At 29.2% G+C, this 23902-nt stretch carries 19 protein-coding genes and 1 other RNA gene; 3 read left to right on the top strand and 17 right to left on the bottom strand.

What is annotated here, in order from left to right:
* Nucleotides 1–55 precede the first annotated feature (55 nt).
* Genes OW763_RS05890 through OW763_RS05880 form a run of 3 tightly spaced genes read right to left on the bottom strand, consistent with a single transcriptional unit; the run spans nt 56 to nt 2806 of the window.
* Nucleotides 56–1228, bottom strand: coding sequence for an ABC transporter permease (locus tag OW763_RS05890; RefSeq protein WP_268040152.1), 1173 nt, complete (start codon nt 1226–1228; stop codon nt 56–58).
* Nucleotides 1221–1910: an ABC transporter ATP-binding protein gene (locus tag OW763_RS05885; RefSeq protein WP_272507319.1), complete on the bottom strand. Its 690-nt coding sequence runs from the start codon at nt 1908–1910 to the stop codon at nt 1221–1223. The genes OW763_RS05890 and OW763_RS05885 overlap by 8 nt, the downstream gene beginning before the upstream one ends.
* Complete coding sequence (locus OW763_RS05880; protein ID WP_268040151.1) at nt 1910–2806, bottom strand: efflux RND transporter periplasmic adaptor subunit; 897 nt, start codon at nt 2804–2806, stop codon at nt 1910–1912. Before OW763_RS05880 ends, OW763_RS05885 begins: the two co-directional genes overlap by 1 nt.
* Nucleotides 2807–3307: 501 nt before the next feature.
* Between OW763_RS05880 and ssrS the strand changes: the two genes are divergently transcribed.
* A non-coding RNA gene (gene ssrS / locus OW763_RS05875) (6S RNA) lies at nt 3308–3494 on the top strand.
* Between the two features lie 132 nt (nt 3495–3626).
* Here the strand turns inward: ssrS and OW763_RS05870 are convergent.
* Nucleotides 3627–5027, bottom strand: a complete 1401-nt coding sequence (locus OW763_RS05870; protein WP_268040150.1) for a DUF2812 domain-containing protein — start codon at nt 5025–5027, stop codon at nt 3627–3629.
* Between the two features lie 233 nt (nt 5028–5260).
* Between OW763_RS05870 and OW763_RS05865 the strand changes: the two genes are divergently transcribed.
* The gene (locus tag OW763_RS05865; protein ID WP_268040149.1) at nt 5261–5992 is read left to right on the top strand and encodes a VCBS repeat-containing protein; all 732 of its coding nucleotides are present in this window, start codon (nt 5261–5263) and stop codon (nt 5990–5992) included.
* Between the two features lie 79 nt (nt 5993–6071).
* On the opposite strand, the gene OW763_RS05860 is transcribed toward OW763_RS05865, so the two are convergent.
* The 8 genes from OW763_RS05860 to glgB all read right to left on the bottom strand — a co-directional run bounded on the left by OW763_RS05860 (nt 6072) and on the right by glgB (nt 18098).
* Nucleotides 6072–7061 (bottom strand): biotin synthase BioB, encoded by a 990-nt coding sequence (locus OW763_RS05860; protein ID WP_268040148.1) that lies wholly within the window; start codon nt 7059–7061, stop codon nt 6072–6074.
* Nucleotides 7062–7095: 34 nt separating this feature from the next.
* On the bottom strand, nt 7096–7647 hold the full coding sequence (locus OW763_RS05855) for an ECF transporter S component (RefSeq protein ID WP_268040147.1): 552 nt from the start codon (nt 7645–7647) through the stop codon (nt 7096–7098).
* A gap of 298 nt (nt 7648–7945) precedes the next feature.
* Nucleotides 7946–9922: a glycoside hydrolase family 13 protein gene (locus OW763_RS05850; protein WP_268040146.1), complete on the bottom strand. Its 1977-nt coding sequence runs from the start codon at nt 9920–9922 to the stop codon at nt 7946–7948.
* 30 nt (nt 9923–9952) lie between these two features.
* Nucleotides 9953–12385 carry a glycogen/starch/alpha-glucan phosphorylase gene (locus OW763_RS05845; RefSeq protein ID WP_268040145.1) on the bottom strand — a complete coding sequence of 811 codons (2433 nt, stop codon included), beginning with the start codon at nt 12383–12385 and terminating at the stop codon, nt 9953–9955.
* 40 nt (nt 12386–12425) lie between these two features.
* Entirely contained in the window at nt 12426–13856 is a 1431-nt protein-coding gene (glgA, locus tag OW763_RS05840) for a glycogen synthase GlgA (protein WP_268040144.1), read from the bottom strand.
* 24 nt (nt 13857–13880) lie between these two features.
* A complete protein-coding gene (glgD, locus tag OW763_RS05835; protein ID WP_268040143.1) occupies nt 13881–14999 on the bottom strand; it encodes a glucose-1-phosphate adenylyltransferase subunit GlgD in 1119 nt (372 codons plus the stop codon).
* Between the two features lie 27 nt (nt 15000–15026).
* Nucleotides 15027–16172 carry a glucose-1-phosphate adenylyltransferase gene (locus OW763_RS05830; RefSeq protein ID WP_268040142.1) on the bottom strand — a complete coding sequence of 382 codons (1146 nt, stop codon included), beginning with the start codon at nt 16170–16172 and terminating at the stop codon, nt 15027–15029.
* A 24-nt stretch (nt 16173–16196) separates the two neighbouring features.
* Nucleotides 16197–18098 (bottom strand): 1,4-alpha-glucan branching protein GlgB, encoded by a 1902-nt coding sequence (glgB, locus tag OW763_RS05825; RefSeq protein ID WP_268040141.1) that lies wholly within the window; start codon nt 18096–18098, stop codon nt 16197–16199.
* Between the two features lie 450 nt (nt 18099–18548).
* On the opposite strand from glgB, the gene OW763_RS05820 reads away from it, so the two are divergent.
* On the top strand, nt 18549–19217 hold the full coding sequence (locus tag OW763_RS05820; protein WP_268040140.1) for a hypothetical protein: 669 nt from the start codon (nt 18549–18551) through the stop codon (nt 19215–19217).
* A gap of 44 nt (nt 19218–19261) precedes the next feature.
* Here OW763_RS05820 and OW763_RS05815 read toward each other — a convergent pair whose 3' ends face one another.
* The 5 genes from OW763_RS05815 to OW763_RS05795 form a co-directional block, all read right to left on the bottom strand.
* Entirely contained in the window at nt 19262–20719 is a 1458-nt protein-coding gene (locus tag OW763_RS05815) for a catalase (RefSeq protein WP_268040139.1), read from the bottom strand.
* 78 nt (nt 20720–20797) lie between these two features.
* Nucleotides 20798–22525: a diguanylate cyclase gene (locus tag OW763_RS05810; RefSeq protein WP_268040138.1), complete on the bottom strand. Its 1728-nt coding sequence runs from the start codon at nt 22523–22525 to the stop codon at nt 20798–20800.
* A gap of 36 nt (nt 22526–22561) precedes the next feature.
* Complete coding sequence (locus OW763_RS05805; protein ID WP_268040137.1) at nt 22562–23011, bottom strand: GreA/GreB family elongation factor; 450 nt, start codon at nt 23009–23011, stop codon at nt 22562–22564.
* Nucleotides 23012–23120: 109 nt separating this feature from the next.
* Nucleotides 23121–23579 carry a hypothetical protein gene (locus OW763_RS05800; protein ID WP_268040136.1) on the bottom strand — a complete coding sequence of 153 codons (459 nt, stop codon included), beginning with the start codon at nt 23577–23579 and terminating at the stop codon, nt 23121–23123.
* Nucleotides 23580–23590: 11 nt separating this feature from the next.
* A complete protein-coding gene (locus OW763_RS05795; RefSeq protein WP_268040135.1) occupies nt 23591–23836 on the bottom strand; it encodes a hypothetical protein in 246 nt (81 codons plus the stop codon).
* Between the last annotated feature and the right edge of the window lie 66 nt (nt 23837–23902).

Here is a 23902-nt window from a genome sequence, read left to right as displayed (position 1 = left end):
CATTTAATTATAACATAAATTGAAATGTCTAATGAAAAGTTAGAAGTGTTTTTAATTAAACACTTCTAAGTGCATCAATTGGATTCAATCTTGAAGCTTTTCTTGCTGGTGTAATTCCAAATATAATCCCCACACCACCAGAGAAGCCAATTGCTAATAGAACAGTTGAATATGATAATGTAAATGGATTGTTTAATAAAATGCTAACTAAATATGCAAGTATAGCTCCTACTACAAGACCAACTATACCTCCTACTAAGGATAGTACCACTGATTCTATTAAAAATTGTTCCTGTATTCTTCTTGGTTCTGCACCAAGGGCTTTTCTAAGTCCGATTTCCGTTGTTCTCTCTGTAACAGATACCAACATCATATTCATTATTCCTATGCCACCTACAAGAAGAGAGATTGCTGCTATTCCTCCAAGAAGCATACTCATCATACCCGTCATATTCTCAATACTGTCAATCATACTTTGCATATTAGATACAGAAAAAGCATTATCTTTGTTGTTGAATGAAACTTTTAGCAAAGACTCTATGTTTTTTGTTGTAATATCTGACATTTCTCCATCTTCCATGTATACATCAAGACTATTTATATAGCGAGTACCAAAATAATTCATGGCTGTTGTATATGGAATTATTACTGCTTTGTTATTATTACTTAGTGAAAATCCCTGCGATTCCTGTAGTGTTCCAATAACTGTATATGTTACGCCACCAATTTTCATTTTTTTACTTATAGGATTAATACCATAAAAAAGTTCTTTTTCAATGTCAGTACCAATCAAGCAAACCCTATTTTCTCCATTTATGTCCAGTATATTTATTCCTCTTCCTAATTTAATTAGGTCCTCAGTTTGTGAAAAATAGACATCGTTTTTTCCTTGAACAACAACATTTTCATAAACTTTTTTATTATATACAATATTTGATTTTTCATTTAATGTTTGAGATACTCCAATTATATTATCAATTTTCTCTAGATTTTTTATATCCCTATCTAAGAGTCCTGGTTTTAATTGAGTTCCCTGTATGTGCACAATTATTTTATTTGCACCAAACGATGAGATTTGATCTGTAATACTATCTGTTGCACCTTTTACAATTGTTATTAAGGCTATAATTGAGGCAACGCCTATGACAATTCCTAGCATGGTTAGGAATGATCTCATCTTGTTGTTGATAATATTTTCCCAAGCCATTTTCAAATTATCTTTAAACATATTTTTCACCTTCTCCTAGTTTACCATCTAAAATATGCACTATCCTACTAGCATTTTTAGCAATATCTATATCATGGGTTATCATAATAACAGTCTTTCCTTCCGCATGTAATTCCTTAAAAAGCTTCATTATCTGATATCCTGTTTTCTGATCCAAAGCTCCCGTTGGTTCATCTGCAAGGAGTATTGTAGGTTCTGTTACCAAAGCTCTTGCAATTGCCACTCTTTGTTGCTGTCCTCCTGATAATTGATTTGGACGATTTTTTATTTTATCTTCCAACCCAACTCTAATTAACATCTCATTTGCTTTTTCTTTTCTCTTTTTTTCAGGAACTCCTGCATATACTAGTGGAAGCATAACATTATCAAGTGCTGAGAGACGTGGAAGCAGTTGAAACTGTTGAAATATAAAACCTATTTCTTTGTTTCTTATCCTTGCTAGTTCAACTTCATCAAGTCCTGAAACCTCATTACCAGATAGTATATATTGACCGCTTGTTGGGGTATCAAGACAGCCTATAATATTCATAAGGGTTGATTTACCTGATCCCGATGGTCCAACTACTGATAAAAATTCTCCAGGATTAATATATAATTCAACATCATGAAGTACTTTATGGTTTTCTTCACCCATTGAATAAATCTTCACTATATTCTTCATCTCAAGTATGTGGTTTCCCATTATTTATTACCTCCTGCAAATGGCGGTCTGAATTCACCTCCAGAGTTTGTTGCTTTTTTAGGTATCATTACGATTTCCTCTGAAGATATGCCAGATTTAATTTCAACGAATAATCCATCATTTATACCGACTTTAATTTCTCTTTCTGTTGGAATGCCTTTATCTCCTTTTATAAAAACATATGGTTCATTTTCTTGGTTAAATTGCAACGCTTCAATTGAGAGTGTCAAAACATTTTCAGCCTTCTCATTGAGCATTTTTGATTCTGCATTCATACCTACACGTACGTCTTTATCGTTTTGTAAATCAATGTTTGCTGTAAAATAGGATACACCATTAATATTTGTAGCTTCTCTTGAAATTTTTGTTATTACTCCTTTTATCATCTTTCCTATACTATCAATATAAACATCTACCTCTTGGGCTATCTTTATGGAAGAAATATCATACTCATCAACTTTTATGCTTACTTGCAGATTATCATAATCCACTATATCTACTAATTTTGTGCCACCTAAAACTTGAGCATTTTCATCAAGATATATTTTAGAAATTTCTCCATCTATATCTGCTTTTATTTTAATATTATTACTAGCTTTAATAACTACATCGTCTTTTTTTACTTTATCTCCTTCCTTTACAACAATTTCTTTAATCTGCATCATTTCCTTTGCTATAATATTTTCACGATTTTTGCTTTCTACAACTCCAGAAAAACTATAATAATTGACTATATCCCTTTTTTTCATTGTTTCAGTCTTATATGAATTTTCAATGTTGTTACGCATACGATTAGGCAAAATAAAAATTATACTCATAGCTATCGCTGCTATTATGATTCCTATAATAATCTTTCCATGTTTTTTTCTTTTTTTATCTTTTTTTACATTTGCCATTTCAAAACTCTCCTCAAAAATAGTATTTTTATCTACACCGTTATAGTAATATTTCTATCTGGATTTAATATTAACTAATATTAGTATGTATAAATCGTTTGAATATATTACTATAAATAAAGCCACATTTTTTAAATAAAATGTACTCTTTGTAAAAGACTATTTATTTTAGGAAATTTAATTATTCTTTTATTTACCAGTATATTAAACTTTTACTCTGCACATGATATAAACATAGAGAGGTGATTAGCAATGGATCCAACTTTTAAAAATAGTTATTTGAGGTTAGACCTAAAATAATTTCAAAGTCTCCATACATTCACTAATCTTGTTGTCAGGGAGTAATACTACTTCCTGACTTTTAAATATTTTTTGTATTGGAAACACTTACTTGTAAAATTCCTTATATTACCTTTAAAAAGTTATTGAATTTTATAGAGATTCTTTATATAATAATCTTAAGGCAAAGTTGTTCTTACAAATTTGAAATATAAATAAGTTAATGATCTGGAATATTTGTAAAGCTCTTATTTTCAACCTACATCATTTATACGGGAGTTCAAGATCTAAATATGCATTAGTTCTATAAGACCAACTATGAGTGGCAAGAACAGTAAATCATTTATGAGAACACCCACCTATCGAGAGATAGGTGTCAAAATTAGAGTAGCGGTATTTTGGATTTATAAATTTATTATTCAAAAAGTAAATACGTATATTATTAAGAGAGGCAAAAATGCCTCTCTTTTTTTAGTGTCCAATATTTAGGTTATAGTTAACAATATAGTTTTATTTCAAAAGATTTTTAGTTTTTATATTTCTATAGTTTTAATTTATTTTTACAGATATTTATTATTTGTTTTTCAGAGAAGAACATATCTCCATCTAAAATATATATGATATTATCCTTTTGAATAATAATTTTACTCTTATTACTATATAGATAATATCCCCTGTCTACTTCCCAATTATTGATGTCTACTTCTTTGATATCATTTTCAATTTCTTTTGCTCTCTGCTCATCGTCCCATTCTCTATAATCTCTTGCTCGTTTTTCTTTTCTTTCAAATTCTTTCTTCATATATCCTTCAAAAACAAAGTCTGCAACATCTTTGTTTATACATTGGATATATTCCGTATCTACTAAGATTATCCTATCTTTTTTGGAAATTTTCTCAGCTATTTCATAATATGAAATACTTATAGGAACAAAAACACTTGATTTTTTGTATATTGTGCTTCTCTCTATTGAATCTATTTCAGTAAAATCTGAAACTTCCAAAACTTTTACATTCTCAGGGGGTGGTATTTTGTTTTCTCTATTCATAATATCTAAACTTGCTATCATATTCATACCACCTATTAATACTACCATCATCAAAGCCAACGATAACATAACGCCTGCTATAAAAAATATGATGTTATATCTCCTTGAATGCTTTTTTGTTCTAAATCTTTTTACACAATAATTTGCTATACAAACTGAAATCACAATAGGTATAGCCACTAGTAATAGTATGGTAATGTGAAATGTAGTGGTAAACACCATAGTAACAATCATTATAAAATATATTCCAATTAAACTCCACGTTAATATATTTCTTCTGACTCTTCCCTTATTTGTTGGAAAACACAATTTTTCACCTTTAGAGATGTTAATTTTATTTTTAATTATCCAAAAAACAGGGTATGCATTTATGCTTATAATGATGATTACAAGAAAGTATGGAGATATAATATTAAATAACCCAGCATTAGTCAATATATCCCTATAATCAAAATTAAATGTATGAGAAAAACCTAAAATTAGTAATGGAAGGAATGCTAAAAGGCTGATAAATTCTGTTTTCATATAGGTCTTTTTGATTATATTAAATTCTTCATAACTATCAGTGTAAATAGGTATAGCTTCATCATTTTTTTCTTTGTAAAAAACCTGATATACCTGATTAGATGCACAAAATGTCCATCCACGTTCTTTACATAATTCTCTATATTCATGTTCTTTTTCATAATCTGGGTAATCAAAAGGAGTATCATTATAAAAGAGTGAAACAGTGAAACTCAGTTCTCTTGGTTCTGTTTCTTCGAATATCATCATTCCTTTTTTAAATTCTTTGAGCATCCACCCTTTTGCAACCATATTCTCAAAGTATTCTTCAAGAATTTTATACTCTGTTATTGAAGTGAAGTTTATTATTCTTTTTGTTTTATTCTTCATATACAATCTCCGTTAATATAGTTTTTCATTTTTAGTAGCAAATTTAATGAATTCCTAGACAAGTATTTAAATCTTAATATTCAACTAAACCTTTTAGATATCCAGTTAGTTAATACTTCAGTTAATAAATCCTCTTTTACTCTTATTATAACAAAATATAAATCATGTTGTAACTTTAGCTCCAAATAATTCATAATATACTAATACATAAATTTTTAGAAGGAGATTTGAAAATGTATTATTATCCACCTTATTTTTGGAGACAAATGCAGAACAAGAACATATATATACTAGATTTCAAGCAAGGAGATGTAAATGGCGATATTATTGTAGATAATGTGTATTTAGTTGGAGAAAGAATATTTGGAGAAAGTCCTTTTATTAATAATATAACCTTAATAATTCAGGATGGAAAAACAAATACTTTTACTAGAATTCCCTTAAAAGAAAATGCTGGATATAATCCAACAATTTTTTTAGGAAATTTTACATTTGATAATGCAAATGATATTCTAATTAGTATTGATTCAGGTGGAAGCGGAGGATATGCTTTCCATTATATATATTCATTTATAAACAATACTCCCAAAAAGATTTTTGACCATGAGAAATTTAACCAAGAATATAAGTATAATGTCATATATAAAGATTACTATGAAGTTGAAGTTAAAAATGGACCCAAAGGTAAAAAATATATCATAGATATTAAATACAAAGGAGAAGAATATTTATCAGAAATATATGATGTTAATGGTAAACTAAAAAAAGCTATTGAAGGATGGGTGAATCCTCTAGGAGGATTATATCCTATAGATTTTCAGAGAAATGGAACCTATGGATTATATGCATCCCAAAGAATAGCTGGTAGGTATAATGCTGATGGCTTAGGATATGTTGAAACATCATTAGAATGGAATGGTGAAAAGTTTGCTCCTTTTTTCCAAACTGTAGGAATACTTGGGTAATCGAGTAAATGGAAGTCGCCCAATTGGCGACTCTCCTCCACACCGAAGCAGACTGTGGAGATTTCCATGACATGGCTCTTCAAAAGTTCAAATTCCTCAACCAATTCATTCCAGACATTTCAACTAATTTATTTACGTTATCTATTCCTTCAATCATTCTATTATCTATCACATTAAAATCTTTTACAAGATTTTTAGGTAACATATCAACAAAAAGCATATTAGCACCTGCACTTAAAGCATTCAAATTTCCTTGAATATCCGCTAATCCATTTTTTGCATCTTCACCTGGCTGTTGCGCAGTAATATTAACTTTAGGCATCATAATTCTCAATATTGAGATCTCTTTTATTGTGGTTTGTAAACTTCCTCTGCCACCTTCCTTTGCAAGAGGAGTATTTGGAACTGGCATATATGGAATAACTGGTGCCCAACTTATATTAAGTTCCTTCATTAATATTATATCATCAGCAACCTGTTCTAGTGTTTGGTGTGGTAATCCAATAATATTTCCGGAAGCCAATTCTATCTTACTGTTTTTTATATACTCTATACATTTCATTCTTTTTTCAAAGTTCGTAGAAGGTTTTATTTTTGTAAACATATCTCTATTTGAAGTTTCGAATTTTAACACATACTCATCTAAACCAACATTTTCTAATGCTCTATATTGATCAATACTAAATTCACCTGCTGCCAAACTCACAAATAGCCCTATTTTTTTTCCGTACTCCACCATTGAAACTATATCTTTAAAATCATATTTAGGATCTTCTCCTGATATTAAAAACACCCTTTTAATACCTAATTTTTTTACAGCTTCTTCTGTCTTTTTTGCATCATCAATACCAATTCTGTATCTTTTCAATCCGGAATTACCAGCTCTCATGCCACAATATTTGCATTGGTTTTTACATATATTATCATATCCAAATAAAGCTGTAACATTAACACTATTTTCGTTATTATTTACATGTACTTCTTTAGCTTTCTGTTTTATAGTATTATTAAATTCTTCATATGGCATTTTTAATATTTCTAGTACCTCTGCTTTTGTTTGTATTTTCATGTATACTTACCCCTTTTCATTTATTTAGATAAATTTAGATTATATTTATATTAGTAATTTTTCTTCTTTTTAATAATTCTATTACAATAATAGCTACAGCTCCCCCAAGTAGTGATATTATAATTTGTGGTGTTGTAAATGCCATTCCAATCATTTTTGCACTTTGTGGTGACAAACCTAATTTAAACATGTATATTAACTTCGTAGCAGAAAAGCTTAAGAATAAAACTTTCACAAAAGTACCTAGCAATACTCCTAGGTATAAACCACTTCTTCCTTTTTTCATAACAATTGCAAAACCTGCTGCGAAAACTATATTTCCGATAACTATAAATGGAGCAAATGGTATTAATGGTGATGCTAAAGCTCCTAAAGGAATTGCAGACATTGGTATAAGTATACTTATTAATATTCCATAATTTAATCCGCAAATATAAGTTGTAAGCAAAATGATGGTGGAAATCAGAGGACCTATGAGCAATGGATTAATTTGAACAAAATTTCTACCAATAAGTTGAAGTATTACTGCAAAAGCTAAAAGTATTGATGATTGCACTAATTTTTTTACGTTATTATTGTTTCTCATTTAAATACCCTCCTATAATATATGCCAACAATTAATTGTAAAACTAAAATTTTCAACTACAAAAAACTTTCCATAGCAAAAGGAAAGTTAACATAGTTTATCCGCTCTTATATGCACCACTCCCTTCACAAATCAGATAATTCTTTTTTGTAAGGTCATACTTTGTAATGAACAAATTATCTAAGGATTCCCTCAAAAAATTTGAACTTTTTATTTTTTACTAATAACTACCAAATAAATTATATGCCTCTTTAGTATAAAGTGTCAATGAAAAGTGTGTTCTGAAATTCCTGAATTTTTAATTATTTTTTAAATTATTAGACATAAATAATTTTCCTTCTAGTGGGTTCAAAACTACATCCAATTTTTCATTTTTAATTTCTACTGATATATCATTGAATATGTCTGTTAATAAGCTATATTCATAGTCATTTAAATCAACAGATATATTCCAGGTTTCAGTAATACTCCTATTAATCAACACTAATGCTAGTGAGTTTTGCTGTACATCATTATAAATATCTCTTGAATTTTTTATTGAACGTATATATCCATAAATATCTTCTCCAAAATAAATAGATTTCCACGCACCAGTTCTAAATACTGAATTTTTGTTTCTGAATTTAATAATTTTTTTATACCAATTTAGGATTTCTTTATTTTCACTTCCCCATGGATATGTTGCTCTATTGTATGGATCCTTTAACCCCTCTATGCCTACTTCATCTCCATAATATATAAGAGGTATTCCTGGAAAAGTAAATTGAATAAGGGTTATAAGTTTCAATAATTTTATGGTTATTGATTCTATTTTATTTTCCTGTAAATGATTTTCATATCTCTTGTCAACGTATGTATTCTGAGTTAAATGTTTATCTTCAATCATTTTTAATGTTGAGAAGAGTCTTTCTACATCATGGGTTCCAAGAACATTTGTATTAGCATAGAAATTGTGAATAGGATAGTTCTCATATAAACTCATAAATACTTTATGCAATGATACTGCACATATTTTATAATCAAAAAATTTAAGAAGATTTTCTCTAAATGGATAATTTGTTACTGAATCTAATTCACTCCCTAATAAATATTTTCTTCTTTTTCCATAGCTTATTTTATTAGATGCATCTTCCCATACTTCTCCTAATAGTATAGATTCATTATCTTTGTTTAAACATGTCTTTTTGATTTCCTCAATAAATTTGTCTGGAAGTTCATCAGCTACATCTAATCTCCAACCTTTTATACCTGAATCCATCCAGTAATTTATAACACTGTCATCGTTTCTTACTATATAGTCTAAATAAGAAGATTCCATCTCATTAACACAAGGAAGTGATTTTACTCCCCACCAGCAGTCATATTCATGAGGGTGTTTTTTAAAGTTATACCAATTATAATATGGTGAATATTTAGATTGATATGCCCCCACTTTATCGTAACTATTATATTGATTGAAGTATATGCTGTCGCTACCGGTATGGCTAAATACACCGTCTAAAATTATATACATTCCTATCTTTCTCGCTTTTTCAACTAACTCTTTAAATATTATATAATCACCTAACATGGAATCAATTTTTTTATAGTCACCTGTATCATATTTGTGGTTGCTTACAGCTTCAAAAACAGGGTTTAAATATAATGTATTTATGCCTAGCTCTTTTAAATAATCTAATTTTTTTATTATTCCCTTTAGATTTCCTCCATAAAAATCCCACCGTATAATTTCTCCTGTATGATGATTTTTAATATACATTGGTTTATCATTCCAGTTTGCATATATGAAAGAATTTTTCTTTGGATTTGATATGATGCCATTCTCATTTCCATTAAAAAATCTGTCTACAAAAATTTGATATATTACAGCATTTTTAAACCAACTTGGTGTTTTTGATATTTTATCATATACAGTTATTTGATAAGGCACAGGATTACTTTCATATATCTCGCCAATTCCACCTAATGAAGATTTATTATTTCCATAATACAGTACATTGTTGAACGTAATTATTTCAAAATAATAGAACAATATTGTAGGTTCATAGGGTGTATTAAAATTTGATATATATATATCCTTATTGTTTATAGTGTTTTCTAAATACATATTGTGTTTGAAAGTACTCTTATCATTTATGACAACTAAATTTACACCATCAATATTTTTTTCAGAATCTATTTGAATTTTTATTGTTATTGAACCATCATTATAAACAGCCCCAAAGGGCTGTTTATAAAACAAATCCTGTGAATCGAAGAATACAAAGTCCATCATTTTATTAATCCTCTCTTTTAGTGAAACACCTTATAGTTTTACAGGTACTCCATGAACATTCCATATGTTATCAGCATATTGTCTAATTGTATTATCACTAGAGAAAATTCCAGAATTCGCAATATTAACAATACACATTTCCTGCCATCTAGAATGATTTCTATAAAGTTGCTCTATTTTATTCTGTGCATTTACATATGAATCAAAATCCTTTAAAACAAAATATTCATCATTATTATAAATAAGATCATGATATATATCATTGAATTCATCCTTAGCCACATTTAAGAATCCATCAGTAAATTGGGTAAGAATTCTATTTACTCTTGGATCGTTATTGAAAATCTCTGTGGATATATATCCTCCCTGCTTATAATAGTTAATTACCTCTTCAGCATTAAGTCCAAATTTAACAATATTATCTTCTCCAACTGATTCAAGTATCTCAACATTAGCACCATCAAGAGTGGCTACTGTAATTGCTCCATTCATCATGAATTTCATATTACCTGTGCCTGAAGCCTCCTTAGATGCAGTAGATATTTGCTCGCTTACATTTGCACAAGGAATTATCTTTTCTGCAATGGAAACACCATAATTTTCTAGAAAAACCACTTTCAATTTTCCATTTATAGTTGAATCATTATTTATCTTACTTGCAACACTATTTATAAGTTTTATTGTTTGTTTAGCAAAATGATAACCAGGAAAAGCTTTTGCCCCAAAGAAGAATGTTCTCGGCGTAATATCCATATTAGGATTCTCTCTTAATCTATTATAAGTATCCATTATATTCATAACATTAAGTATCTGCCTTTTATATGCATGAAGTCTTTTGACCTGCACGTCAAATATTGAATGTGGATCTATATCAATGTTATAATTTTGTTTTATATAATTTGAAAAGTTTATCTTGTTATTTTCTTTTACCTGTGCAATTTTTTCCTGAAAAACAGTATCCTTTGAGTATTTTTCAAGTTCTTTAAGTTTTATAGGTTCTTCTATCCAACTCTCACCTATAGTCTCTGTTATAAGTCCTGAAAGATTTTTATTTGATTTTATCAGCCATCTTCTATGAGTTATTCCATTTGTCTTATTATTTATTTTTTTAGGATAGAAGTTATTAAAGTTTGAAAGTTCCTGATTCTTGAGTATTTCTGTGTGCAGCTTAGCAACTCCATTTACAGAATGACTTCCAACTATAGCTAGATGTGCCATTCTTATATTTCCATCATGAATTATTGACATTTGATTTATTCTATTCCAATCACCATGATATTTACTCATAAGTTCACTACAAAAACGCCTGTCTATTTCCTCAACTATCATATAAATTCTTGGAAGTAACTTTTTAAACATATCAACTGGCCACTTTTCAAGTGCTTCAGCTAATATTGTATGATTAGTATAAGCCATAGTATTTGTTGTTACATTCCATGCAATATCCCAATTCATTCCCTCTTCATCAATCAATATTCTCATAAGTTCAGCTACTGCAACAGCAGGATGCGTATCATTTATTTGTACTGCAATATATTCATGTAGCCTTTCAAGAGACACATTCATTTTTTTGTATCTTTTTATAATACTCTGTAATCCTGCACTTACGAAAAAATATTGCTGCTTTAATCTCAATATTTTTCCATTTTTATTTGAATTGTCTGGATACAATACCTGAGATATTGATTCAACAGAATATTTATATTCAACTGCCTTTAAGTATTCTCCACTATTAAAATATTCTAAATTCAAATCTTTATCTACTGTTTCAGCACTCCATAATCTTAGAGTATTAACATTATTTTTGTTATATCCTACTATAGGGATATCATAAGGAACAGCTAAAATAGGCTCATAATCTTGGTGAACAACACTTAATTTACCATTATCTTCAGAAATATATGAATTTCCTCCAAATTTAACTATTACAGCTTTATCTTCTTTCCTTGTTTCCCATATATTTTGATGTTTCAACCAATTATCTGGTACTTCTATTTGATAACCATCTACAATCTGCTGTTCAAAAAGTCCGAATTTATAGCGTATACCGCATCCATGTCCTGGTATACCAAGTGATGCCATAGAATCTAAAAAACATGCAGCTAGTCTTCCAAGTCCACCATTGCCAAGTCCTGCATCCTTCTCGATATTTTCCAGATCAATCAAATCAATGTTCATTTCTTTTAAAGCTTCATCACATATATCTCTTATCCCCATATTTATTAAATTACTTTCTAGAAGCTTTCCAATTAAAAATTCAAGTGAAAAATAATAAATCTGTTTATTATTTCCCTCAGTATATTGTTTGTTTGTCTTCATCCATTTTTCAGACATATATTCTTTAACTACTCCACCTAGCGCAAGATATTTATGAAGTGAAGAAGCTTCACCAATCTCCTCTGAAAACATAGTTATAAGTTTTCTCTTAAAGTCCTTTTTAAAAATTTCTTTATCTAAGAGCATCTCAATTACCTCCAAATATGTTCCAAACGTAAATGAAATATTATTTTAAAGAACTGTATAATTCACTATACCGTTTAGCTGAATTTTCCCAGCTGCTATCTGTTTTCATTCCATTTATCATAAGGTTTTTCCATTTGTTTTTATTTCTATATATTTCAATTGCATATCTTATAACATCTAACATCTCATGTGCATTATAATTTTTAAATGAAAATCCATTACCTTCATCTGTATATTCATTGTACGGAATAACTGTATCCTTTAATCCACCTGTTTCTCTTACTATTGGAACAGTTCCATATCTCAAGGAAATAAGCTGACTTATTCCGCAAGGTTCAAATAATGAAGGCATTAGAAACATATCGGCTCCTGCGTAAATTTTTTCTGCCAAAACATTATCAAAAAATATATTTGATGATAATTTAGAAGGATATATTGTAGAATAATATTTAAATAAATCTTCATAATCCTCTTCGCCAGTACCAAGAAGTACCAGTTGAACATCCATGCTAAGAAGTTCTTCAATTATAAAAGCAATCAACTCAAGTCCCTTCTGCTTAACAAGCCTTGATACTATGCCAATTACAGGTGTGTTTTTGTTAACAGGTAAATTAAGAATTTTTTGAAGATCTATTTTATTTTTTGCCTTGTCTTTAATACTATATAAATCATATTTGCACTTAATGATTTTATCAGTCTTAGGATTAAACAGTTCATAATCGATTCCATTAACAATTCCTTGGAGCTTATAGTCGTTTTCTCTTATAACTCCTTGAAGACCTTCTCCATAAAAATCATATTTTATCTCTTCTGCATAACTTTTACTTACAGTTGTTATTATATCTGAATAATTTATTCCAGCTTTCATAAAGGAAACACCATCATGAAATTTTATACTATCCTCAGAAAAATACTCTTCACTTAAATCCAATAACTCTCCTAATATACTCTTTGAAAAAACTCCTTGATATTTAAGATTATGAATAGTAAATATAGTTCTTATATCACTAAATTGCTGCTTGGATTTAAAATGTTCTTTAAGTAATAAAGGAATCATTGCTGTGTGCCAATCATTACAATGAATTATATCTGGAATAAAGTTGTCCATATGTTCTATGGACTCAAGTACTGCTCTGCAAAAATATGAAAATCGTTCACCATCATCGTAGAAACCATACGCTTCTGTTCTTTTAAAATAATACTCATTATCTATAAAGTAAAAAGGAATACCTTCATATTCTAAATATTGAAGACCACAATATTGATTTCTCCATCCTACAGGTACATTATAGCTATTCATATTCTTCATTTTATTTTTAAAATTTGACGATATATTTCCATACTTAGGAAGTATAATTCTTATATCTATACCAAGTTTTCTTAATGCCTTAGGCAGCGCATAGGATACATCTGCAAGTCCTCCCGTTTTAATAAATGGATAAGCTTCAGAAGCTGCATATAATATTTTCATACAAACCACTCCAATTATATTTTTTTAGTGTGAGTTAATAGTTTTTTGTTTTTCTATAAGCAAAGGAAATTCTGGTGTACCCTTCAACTCAGTATTTTTCTCAACTATAACATTTTTATCTATGATAACATTATTTAATTTTGTTCCTCTATGAATTTTACAGCTTTGTAGTATTATACAATTTGTAATGACTGCATCTTTGTGAATATGAACATTTCTTGATATTATACTATTATTAACTGTTCCTTGGATAATACATCCATTTGCAATAAGTGAATTTGAAGTTTTGGTATTTTTAGTATACTTTGTTGGCGGTTCATCTTTTATTTTTGTATAAATTGGTCGATTTTTATTAAATAGATCCTCAGTTACACTTAGATTTAGCATATCCATGTTTGCTTTATAATACAGCTTAATTGAATTTATACATTCACAGTATCCTTGAAATTCATATGCATTTACATTAATATCTTTAACATTTTTGTATATTGAATCCTTTAGTGTTACATACTTTCCGGTCTTAATACATTTATATATAAGATTTATAAGAGTTTCTTTCTTCATTATAAAAATTTCCATGGAGATATTAGCATTTTTTTCAACACAAAGGTTTTTTCCAACACTTTGAACTATATTATTTTGATTAATATTTAGTATGTCGCAATTATAAAAACTCTTGTCTGCATTGTTAACAGTCTTATATATTACTGTTATTTCTTTTCCTGAAGCCTCATGTTTTTTAGCAGCTTCTTCTAAATCTATATTACATAGCATATACGAAGAAGCCCAGATAACATACTTCTGCTTACTTCTATGAAAATATTCCATATAATTTTCTAGAATCTTCATATCCGAATTATTAGAATTGGCTATATTAAAATTAAATAAAAATAAACCATCAATTTTTCTATCTAAATCCCAAGGTTTACCCTTTCCTAAATGATCAATAAGTGATCTTGAGTCATTTTTGTTAAAGATACCTATATTTACTATACCTGAATTTACCATATTAGAAAGAACAAAATCTATTATTCTATATCTTCCTCCTATAGGAACTGAAGCAAGTGGTCTGTTAGTTGTTAGTCCTCTTATATCAACTTGATTTTCATTTAAAGTTATTACTCCCATATAATTATTAAGCATAATATCACCTCTACTTATTTATTATTTCTATTCAGATGTAAAATTTGATTTTATTTTACTTTTATTTTCTATAATTGCTATATCTTTTGAATTTCCTATAACGTTATTCCTTCTGATTATAACTTTTTCTCCTATTATTGATTTGTCAATAATAACATTAGTACCAATTTGAGTACCGCGCATTACTACAGAATTCATTATTTTAGTATTTTTACTCACATAAACACCAGGAAACAGAATAGAATTGATAACTTCTCCAAGTACAATACAACCCTCTGTTATTATTGAATTTTCAATTTTTGCATTATTTCCAATATATTGAGGCGGTTTTATGGGATTTACAGAATATATTTTCCAACTTCTATCAAAAAGATTTAGCGTATTATCTTCTTCCAACAAATCCATATTTGCTTCCCATAAGCTCTCTATTGTACCAACATCTTTCCAGTATCCATCAAATGGATATGCAAAAAGTCTCTGATTTTCATTTAACATTTTAGGAATTATATTTTTTCCAAAGTCATTGCTAGAACTTTGATCCTTTTCATCTTCCTTTAAAAAAGTCTTTAGTGTTTTCCATGTAAATATATACACTCCCATAGAGGCCATATTGTTTTTAGGTTTCTCAGGTTTTTCTTCAAATTCATAAATAGAATTATCTTCATAAGTATTCATTATTCCAAAACGCCCTGCTTCTTCATACGGAACTTCAATAACTGATATAGTTGCATCTGCTTGTTTTTCCTTGTGGTATTCAAGCATCTTTGAATAATCCATCTTATATATGTGATCTCCAGATAATATAACAACATACTCAGGATCATAAGAATCAACAAATTTAATGTTTTGATATATAGCGTTTGCTGTTCCTTTGTACCAATTTCCACCTGAAGCACTCATATACGGAGGAAGTAGTGTAACTCCTCCGTGATTCCTATCTAAATCCCACGGACTTCCTAAACCTATGTGAGCATTTAATACAAGAGGCTGATACTGTGTTAAAACTCCTACTGTATCTATACCTGAATTTGAGCAATTACTAAGAGGAAAATCTATTATTCTGTATTTTCCTCCAAAAGGTACAGCAGGTTTAGCAATATTCTTAGTCAAATTTTTAAGTCTACTTCCTTGTCCACCGGCTAATATCATTGCTATCATTTCTTTTTTATACATTTCCTATGCCTCCTTAATGTTAAACTATTTTAAAAATATTGGTTTTATGAAAATTGTTGATAAGGGTGGTATTTTTATGTTTATATGATAGGGTTGATTATTCCACTTTTCTCTAATAGGATGGATATCATCAGTATTTAAATAGTTGTTTCCTCCATAAATGTCCCTATCACTATTTAACACCTCTATATAATTAGTAAATCTTGGTACACCAACCTTAAAATCCTGATATAATATAGAAGTAAAGTTGCATACAATAATTATAAAATCATCATTGTCCTTGCTTTTTCTTATAAAGGATACTATACTCTGACTATAATTTTGATGGTCAATCCAGCAAAAACCTTCACTAGTGTGATCCTGCTGCCATAATGCTTTTTCCTTTAGATAAAAGTGATTTAAATCTCTAACATACCTTTTTAAGCTATCATGGCTTGGATAATCTAATATCTCCCAATCTAATTGACAATCATATCGCCATTCTATAAATTGACCAAATTCTCCACCCATAAATAAAAGCTTTTTCCCTGGATGTGACATCATATATCCATAGAAAAGTCTTATTCCTTTAAACTTCTGCTCATAACTTCCTGGCATCTTATTAAGAAGAGATTTTTTCCCATGAACCACCTCATCGTGAGAAAGAGGCAGAATAAAATTTTCTGAAAAAGCATACATTAGTGGGAATGTAATAAGCTTTTGATAACTTTTTCTGTTGATAATATCCGTCTCCATATATTTAAGCATATCGTTCATCCATCCCATATTCCATTTATAGTTAAAACCTAATCCACCTAAGTCTGTAGGCCCAGTTACCATTGGCCATGCAGTAGATTCTTCAGCCATCATAAACAAATTAGTGAAATATTCAAATATAACTTTATTCAGTTTTTTTATAAAATCTACTGCTTCAAGATTTTCATTACCGCCATATTTATTTCTAATTGGAGAATTTTCCTTCTTTCCATAGGTAAGATAGAGCATATTTGCTACTGCATCAGCTCTAATACCATCAATGTGATATTCTTTAAACCAGAATACTGCATTTGAAATTAAAAAACTATGAACTTCAAGTTTACTTAAATCAAAATTGGCAGTTCCCCAATCATAGTTTTCACTTAATTTAGAATTATCATATTCATAAAGAGGTGTTCCATCAAATTTATATAAACCATGTGCATCTTTACAAAAATGTCCTGGTACCCAGTCTAATATTATTCCTATCCCATTTTCGTGGAACTTATCTACAAAATATTTAAAATCATTTGGTTTCCCAAAACGGCTTGTTATAGAATAATATCCTGTTGTTTGATACCCCCACGACCCATCTAGAGGATGTTCTGTTACAGGTAATATTTCTATATGCGTATAACCCATGTCTTTTACATACTCCACAAGTTCATCAGCTATTTCTCTATATGAATAGAAATTATTATTTTCATCTCTTTTCCAAGAACCAAGATGTACTTCATATATATTAACTGGATTTTCAAATATATTCTTTTTGCTCCTTTGTTCAATCCAGTCTTTATCATGCCAAATGTAATTATTCATATTCACAATAACAGATGCTGTATTGGGTCTCATCTCTGAATAAAAAGCGTATGGATCGCTTTTAAGTATAACTTCATTGTTTTTCGTGAAAATTTCATATTTATATATATCGCCTTCACTTATTCCTGATATGAAGATAGCCCAGAAACCAGATTCTTCTTTGTACATTTCATAATCTGTACCATCCCACCTGTTAAAATTTCCAACAATTCTGACATTTACTGCATTAGGTGCCCATACTCTGAATTGAACACCATATGTATTATCATACTCTATTGGTTTACTTCCTAAGAATTCATAACTTCTAAAATGTTTACCCTCATGAAATAAATATGTATCATAAAAAGGAACATCTAACTGTAGAGATTTCATGCAACACCTCCCATAACAACGTTCTATAAAAAAATATTATATAATTCAATTATTGAAGAATTTTTCGTTCTAGCATTATTATAACTTAATATGATAGCAAATATTCGAACGAATTGTGTCGTTTTATGGATTTTATTCTACAGGTTTCTGAATATTCTGTCAAGTCAATATGTTTAGTGCATATGCATAATTATGACTTGTTAACAGACTTTAGATTCTCTTTTGTCGAAATTTGAAGCAATATAATATTATCTCGTATATAAATTTAAGATTTATTAGATTTTAAATTTATCAGTCCAAATATTTGTTTTATTTTAAAGCTTATCTAAATGTGATATAATATAGGATACTATGAAAAATTTGATATACTATGCATCTTAAAATTAAAAAATTTATTTTTAAGAGATACTAAAAAGCAACTTCAAATTTGTCATATATCAAAAGAAAGAGGTGCTTATCATAAAAAAGAAATATGAAATTAAAGAAAATGAATATGAAATTAAAGAAAACGTTGCTTATTTAACATTAACTAAAAAAGATGGTTCAATTATACATACTAAAATAGATAGTGAAGACTTACAACGCGTAATCTCTAAAGGAGCTTGGTTTCCACAATGGGATAAAAATTTTAACAATTATTTAGCTCAAAACATAAGTAATTGTAATGTAGATGGTAAAAATAAACATGAAAAACAAACTCTACATTCTTTTATTCTTGGTACACATCCTAAAATTCAAATTCGCCATTGTAATGGTGATACACTGGATAACAGAAAGTGTAATTTAGAAGTTTACAATGAAAACGATGGTATTAATGAGTATAAAGAATCCGATACTGAAACCATTGAAATTCTATTAAAAGATAAATATTGCAAAGAAAAATCAAAGACTTTAATTGATAAAGAAGATTTAGATAAAGTACTGCATAGTGGGTATACGTGGGTTCTTTTAAAAACAAATAAACTCTCTTATGCTGTAGCAAATTCTCCAGAAGGAAGAATTTACTTGGACTCATTTATCATGGATACCCCTAAGGATAAAATCACTCAACATATCAATCTAAATACTTTAGATAACAGGAAATGTAATTTAAAAAAACCATCCATAAGTGAAGAATAAAAAATAGCAGGTGACTTAAAATTAGTCTTCCTGCTTAATTTTTTTTAATACTTTATCTTAAGCCCTTTAGCTACTCTTTCACCAAATTCTCTACAAGCTTGGGTTAAATTCCATATTGCCTTTAATTGAATTTTTTTATCTACAGTCCATAAATCATTTATAATATTTTCTATTAAATGGTCCTGCTCTTCTTTTTTTAGGGATCTATATCTCTCTCCTGCCTGCTGAAAGTCATTGGTTAAAGGTATTGTTTTTCTTACTATATCTCCTTCAACATATTGAGGTTGTGAAGGAGATTTAGGCGCTTCCTTTGGATATCCTTGATTTAATGTATTTGGTTCATAATTAACAGTTCCTTCATTGGCATAATAGTCCATAAACCCGTCTTGATTAAAGTTCGTTACTTTGACTTTAGGTCTATTTATAGGAAGTTCTGTAAAATTTATTCCAAGTCTATATCGTTGAGTATCTTTGTATGCGAAAACCCTTCCTTGTAGTAATTTGTCATTGGAAATTTCAACTCCTGGAACAATATTAGCAGTACAGAAAGCTGATTGTTCAACTTCTGCAAAGAAATTTTTAGGTGCTTTATTCAATGTCATTTTTCCAACTTTCATAAGAGGAAATTTATCTTCTGGCCAAACTTTTGTAGCATCTAATGGATCAAAATCCTGATTAAACTCATCTTTAATGTCCATCATTTGTACATATAATATATACTCTACTACTTCCCCATTATTAAGTGTATCGTATAAATCCCTTGTGGCAACATCAGGATCTAGTCCAGCTAATATTTCAGCTTCTTGTCTTGTTATGTTGCTAACACCAAGCACAGGCTTCCAATGATATTTTATATAACATCTGTTCCCTTTGTCATTTACCCATATATAAGTATTAACACCGAAACCCTCCATTGTTCTGTAGCTCTTTATTGTACCGCTATCTGAAAAAAGCCAGGTAATCATATGAGTTGCTTCTGGAGTATTAGAAAGGAAATCCCAAATTCTACTAGATGATTGTATATTAGTATCTGGGGCAGGTTTGAAAGCATGAACAAGATCTGGAAATTTCATAGCATCCCTAATAAAAAATACAGGAATATTATTTCCTACTAAATCGTAATTTCCTTCTTCTGTATAGAATTTTACTGCAAACCCTCTAGGATCGCGTGCTGTATCTGCAGAACCTTTTGAACCTATAACGGTAGAAAATCGCACAAAAACAGGTGTCTTCTTCTTAGTATGCTGAAGAAATTTAGCCTTTGTATATTTACCCATAGGTTGATAGACTTCAAAATATCCATGAGCACCAGCACCTTTAGCATGTACAACTCTTTCAGGTATTCTTTCTCTATTAAAATCAGCTAGCTTTTCTATCAAGTGAATATCCTGTAAAAGCACCGGACCCCTTTCTCCTACAGTTAAGGAGTTTTGATTATTACTTACGGGAACTCCAAGATCAGTTGTTAAATAATCGTTGCTTGATTCATCTATATTTTTCATAAAAACCTCCAAATACATCTCTAAATATTATTATATTATTTGAGAATTGGAAGTGTTCCAAGAATGATTTCATTATATTTACTCCCATAAATAGTATTGATTGCCACCGTTTTTTTTAGCTTTATACATTGCTTCATCACTACTCTTAATAAGAGATTCAATGTTATTTAATTTTTCATTGCTCTTGGTGATTCCTATACTTATACCGACATAATAAACATTTTCATCTTTTACAAAAGGTTTTTTGACTTCGTTAATAATTCTATATGTAATTTTTGCGATTTCATCATTATTTTCAGCTGTTACAATTATAATAAATTCATCGCCGCCATAACGACAGATGATATCTGTAGTTTTTAACACATTTCTCAATCGTTGACCCATTTTTTGCAAGACAAAATCTCCGATTTTATGGCCAAAGGTATCATTGATATATTTAAAACGATCAAGATCAAGAAACATTAGATATTTATTTTGGTTTTTCTGTTTACTAAAAAGAGCATTCTCTATTTTGTTAATATAAGCTCGATTATATAAACCAGTTAATGGATCTATAATTACTTTTGCTTCAAGAATATCATTTTTTCTAATGATACTTAAAAACTGTTGAAGTGTAATAAGAAAGCAACAAATAACAAAGTTAAGAGAACCAAAAGGTAACCATGACACCGGACCTCTTATGAAGATTTCTTGCAACATCGATACGATTATTCCAAATACACCGTAAAGCATTAATTCTGCTCCCTCTTGCCTATTAATATTAGCTCTGACAACACAAAATAAAAAATATAATGTAAATATAATAGACAACCATTTGTTAGGTTCTATAAAAGAGGAATATACCTTGTTTGGTGTAATGAATGTAAGAAAAAAACAAAAGAGGATGTAAGAATAAAAAAAACGTTTAATATATATTGAGTATTTTTTAATTTCAAATAAATGAACAATAAATAACCCCCAAATAGGTAAAAGTATATAGGCTGTAAGAAATTCTAATCTTGTAAGCATATGCCAATCCAATTGGGTAAGCATATCAGAAATAAGTCGCTGATTTATCAGCAATGTTCTGAAACTGTTAGTAAAACATAAAACCGAAAAATATAATGTTGTTTTATCTTTTCGATATATAAAAAATAATCCCAAACTAAATAAACCTATAATAAATACTGTGGAGAAGATAAACATATCTATCATTTTGTTTTTATTTGAATAAGATAATATGTCTTCAACCTTACCAATTTTTATACTGTTCCAAAAACCACCCGTATAATAATCAAAATTAGCAATTTCCATAATCAATTCAACTTCACCGTTTTCATCTGTTTCAAATACACTTGTTATCGGATTCCACTGAGGCGTGTATGTTTTAAATTTGTTACTGACAACACCATTTGATGCAATTTTTTTGTTATTGGCAAACAAATTATATGCCGTAGCTTCATCCGACAATTCAACACCATAGATTTCTAAAGGTTTCAGACCATAGACTTTCAGCTTGTATGTACAGAATCCATACGGTGAAAGATGTATATCTGTATAATCTTCCCATGAACCGGGTACTTTTTCAATTTTGGGGACACTATTTACATCTATATCCTCTTTCAATAAATTAGGATAAAAACTCCATTCACCATTCAACTCAACAATTTCATCTTTACTCCAATCCCAATTTTTAAGATTGAGATTACCATTGCTTGCAAAACTAGCAACACTATTTTTACTTTCAGATATAAAAAAAATATATGTTAATGACATAAATGCCATAAGGAGTATTAGCAAAACTAAACTGTTACGTTGTTTGTTCATATAATTCACCTGACTTTCAAATTGCCATTTAAGCTGCTACTTCTCTAACCCTATTATGACTATCTTAAAATCAGTACTATTAATTGTATCACTTACACGCTTTCCTCTTATTAACTTTCCTACTGCTGAATCTATACTTACCATATCTTCTTCAAGAACATCTAAACCTACCGTAGTTACTAACCTTATAGTCATTAACTCATTATTCAATTTTAATTTAACTCTATCGCCTACACCTATTACATCTTTATCTACTATTTTACTTACTATTATCGCTGAATTCATTAACCTTCTTAAAAAACCTAGCCTTTTATTGTTTTGATAATAACGTTGCTTTGCAGCTTTATATTCTGCATTTTCAGATCTATCACCAAACTGTGCAGCTATCATTTTTTCTTTGGCGATTTGCATACGCAACGTTGTATTCCTATATTCATATTCTTCCTCTATAAGATTAAACTCTTCCTTGGTCATGTGCCTACGCATACAGTTAAACCTCCTACAACTAATAACTAATAACTAATAACTAATAACTAATAACTAATAACTAATAACTAATGAATTTTACTACCTTTGTTTTCATGATTTATCCTTTTTATAAAATTCCATATTCACTTTGAATATAAACATCTTCTCTTTTTTTTGGATTAATTTTTAAGTTTACTTCATTGCCAATGGCAATTGTGTGTAAAATGTGGGCTGGTACTAAAAATTCTTTGGTTACTTCATATTCTTCCCCTTGATAATAAGGGATATTTAAAGAAATTTTATATGCTTTTGTTTTATTAATACGCGTATGAGTATCTATTACTTTTACAATAATGCCCTTCTCCATATGAAAATCAGAAAAATCTTGATGATTCCTTTTATTTAACTTCACTGATTTTATAATAGCCGCTACAATAAGGGGAATCGAACAAACCCATACACCACCATGAAGTATCATAGATAATGACCCTACAGAAGCTGTCGAGCTAAAAACTTGTTCAGGATTTGCAACTTTAACGCCTAACATCGTTTTAAAAATGTTATGTACATTTAGCTTATATAACATATAGCCAATCATTACAATAGCGTAGGTAACAGGTATGCAGTAAGTTTTAAAATAAGCTGTGGGCTTAATAACAATAACAAAATCATCACAGTCATTGCTAATACAAAGAACACTCCCCCTACTGTTAATATCATAACAGAGGTATCTGGCGACACCACCATTCTAACCAGTGGTAACGTTCCAAGGAGAATTGCCGCTAATATACCTAAGATCATTGCTACAACGTTTAGTTTTCTATTTGTTGAATTCTGCTTCATTTTTTCTCCAATCTAATATTTATTTTCTTAGATTTATATTAGCAATATTATGCAATAATTTCAACT

This window comes from Clostridium aestuarii, assembly GCF_026735135.1.
Classification (GTDB): domain Bacteria; phylum Bacillota; class Clostridia; order Clostridiales; family Clostridiaceae; genus Clostridium_H; species Clostridium_H aestuarii.
This window is presented reverse-complemented; position numbering and strand designations above follow the sequence as displayed.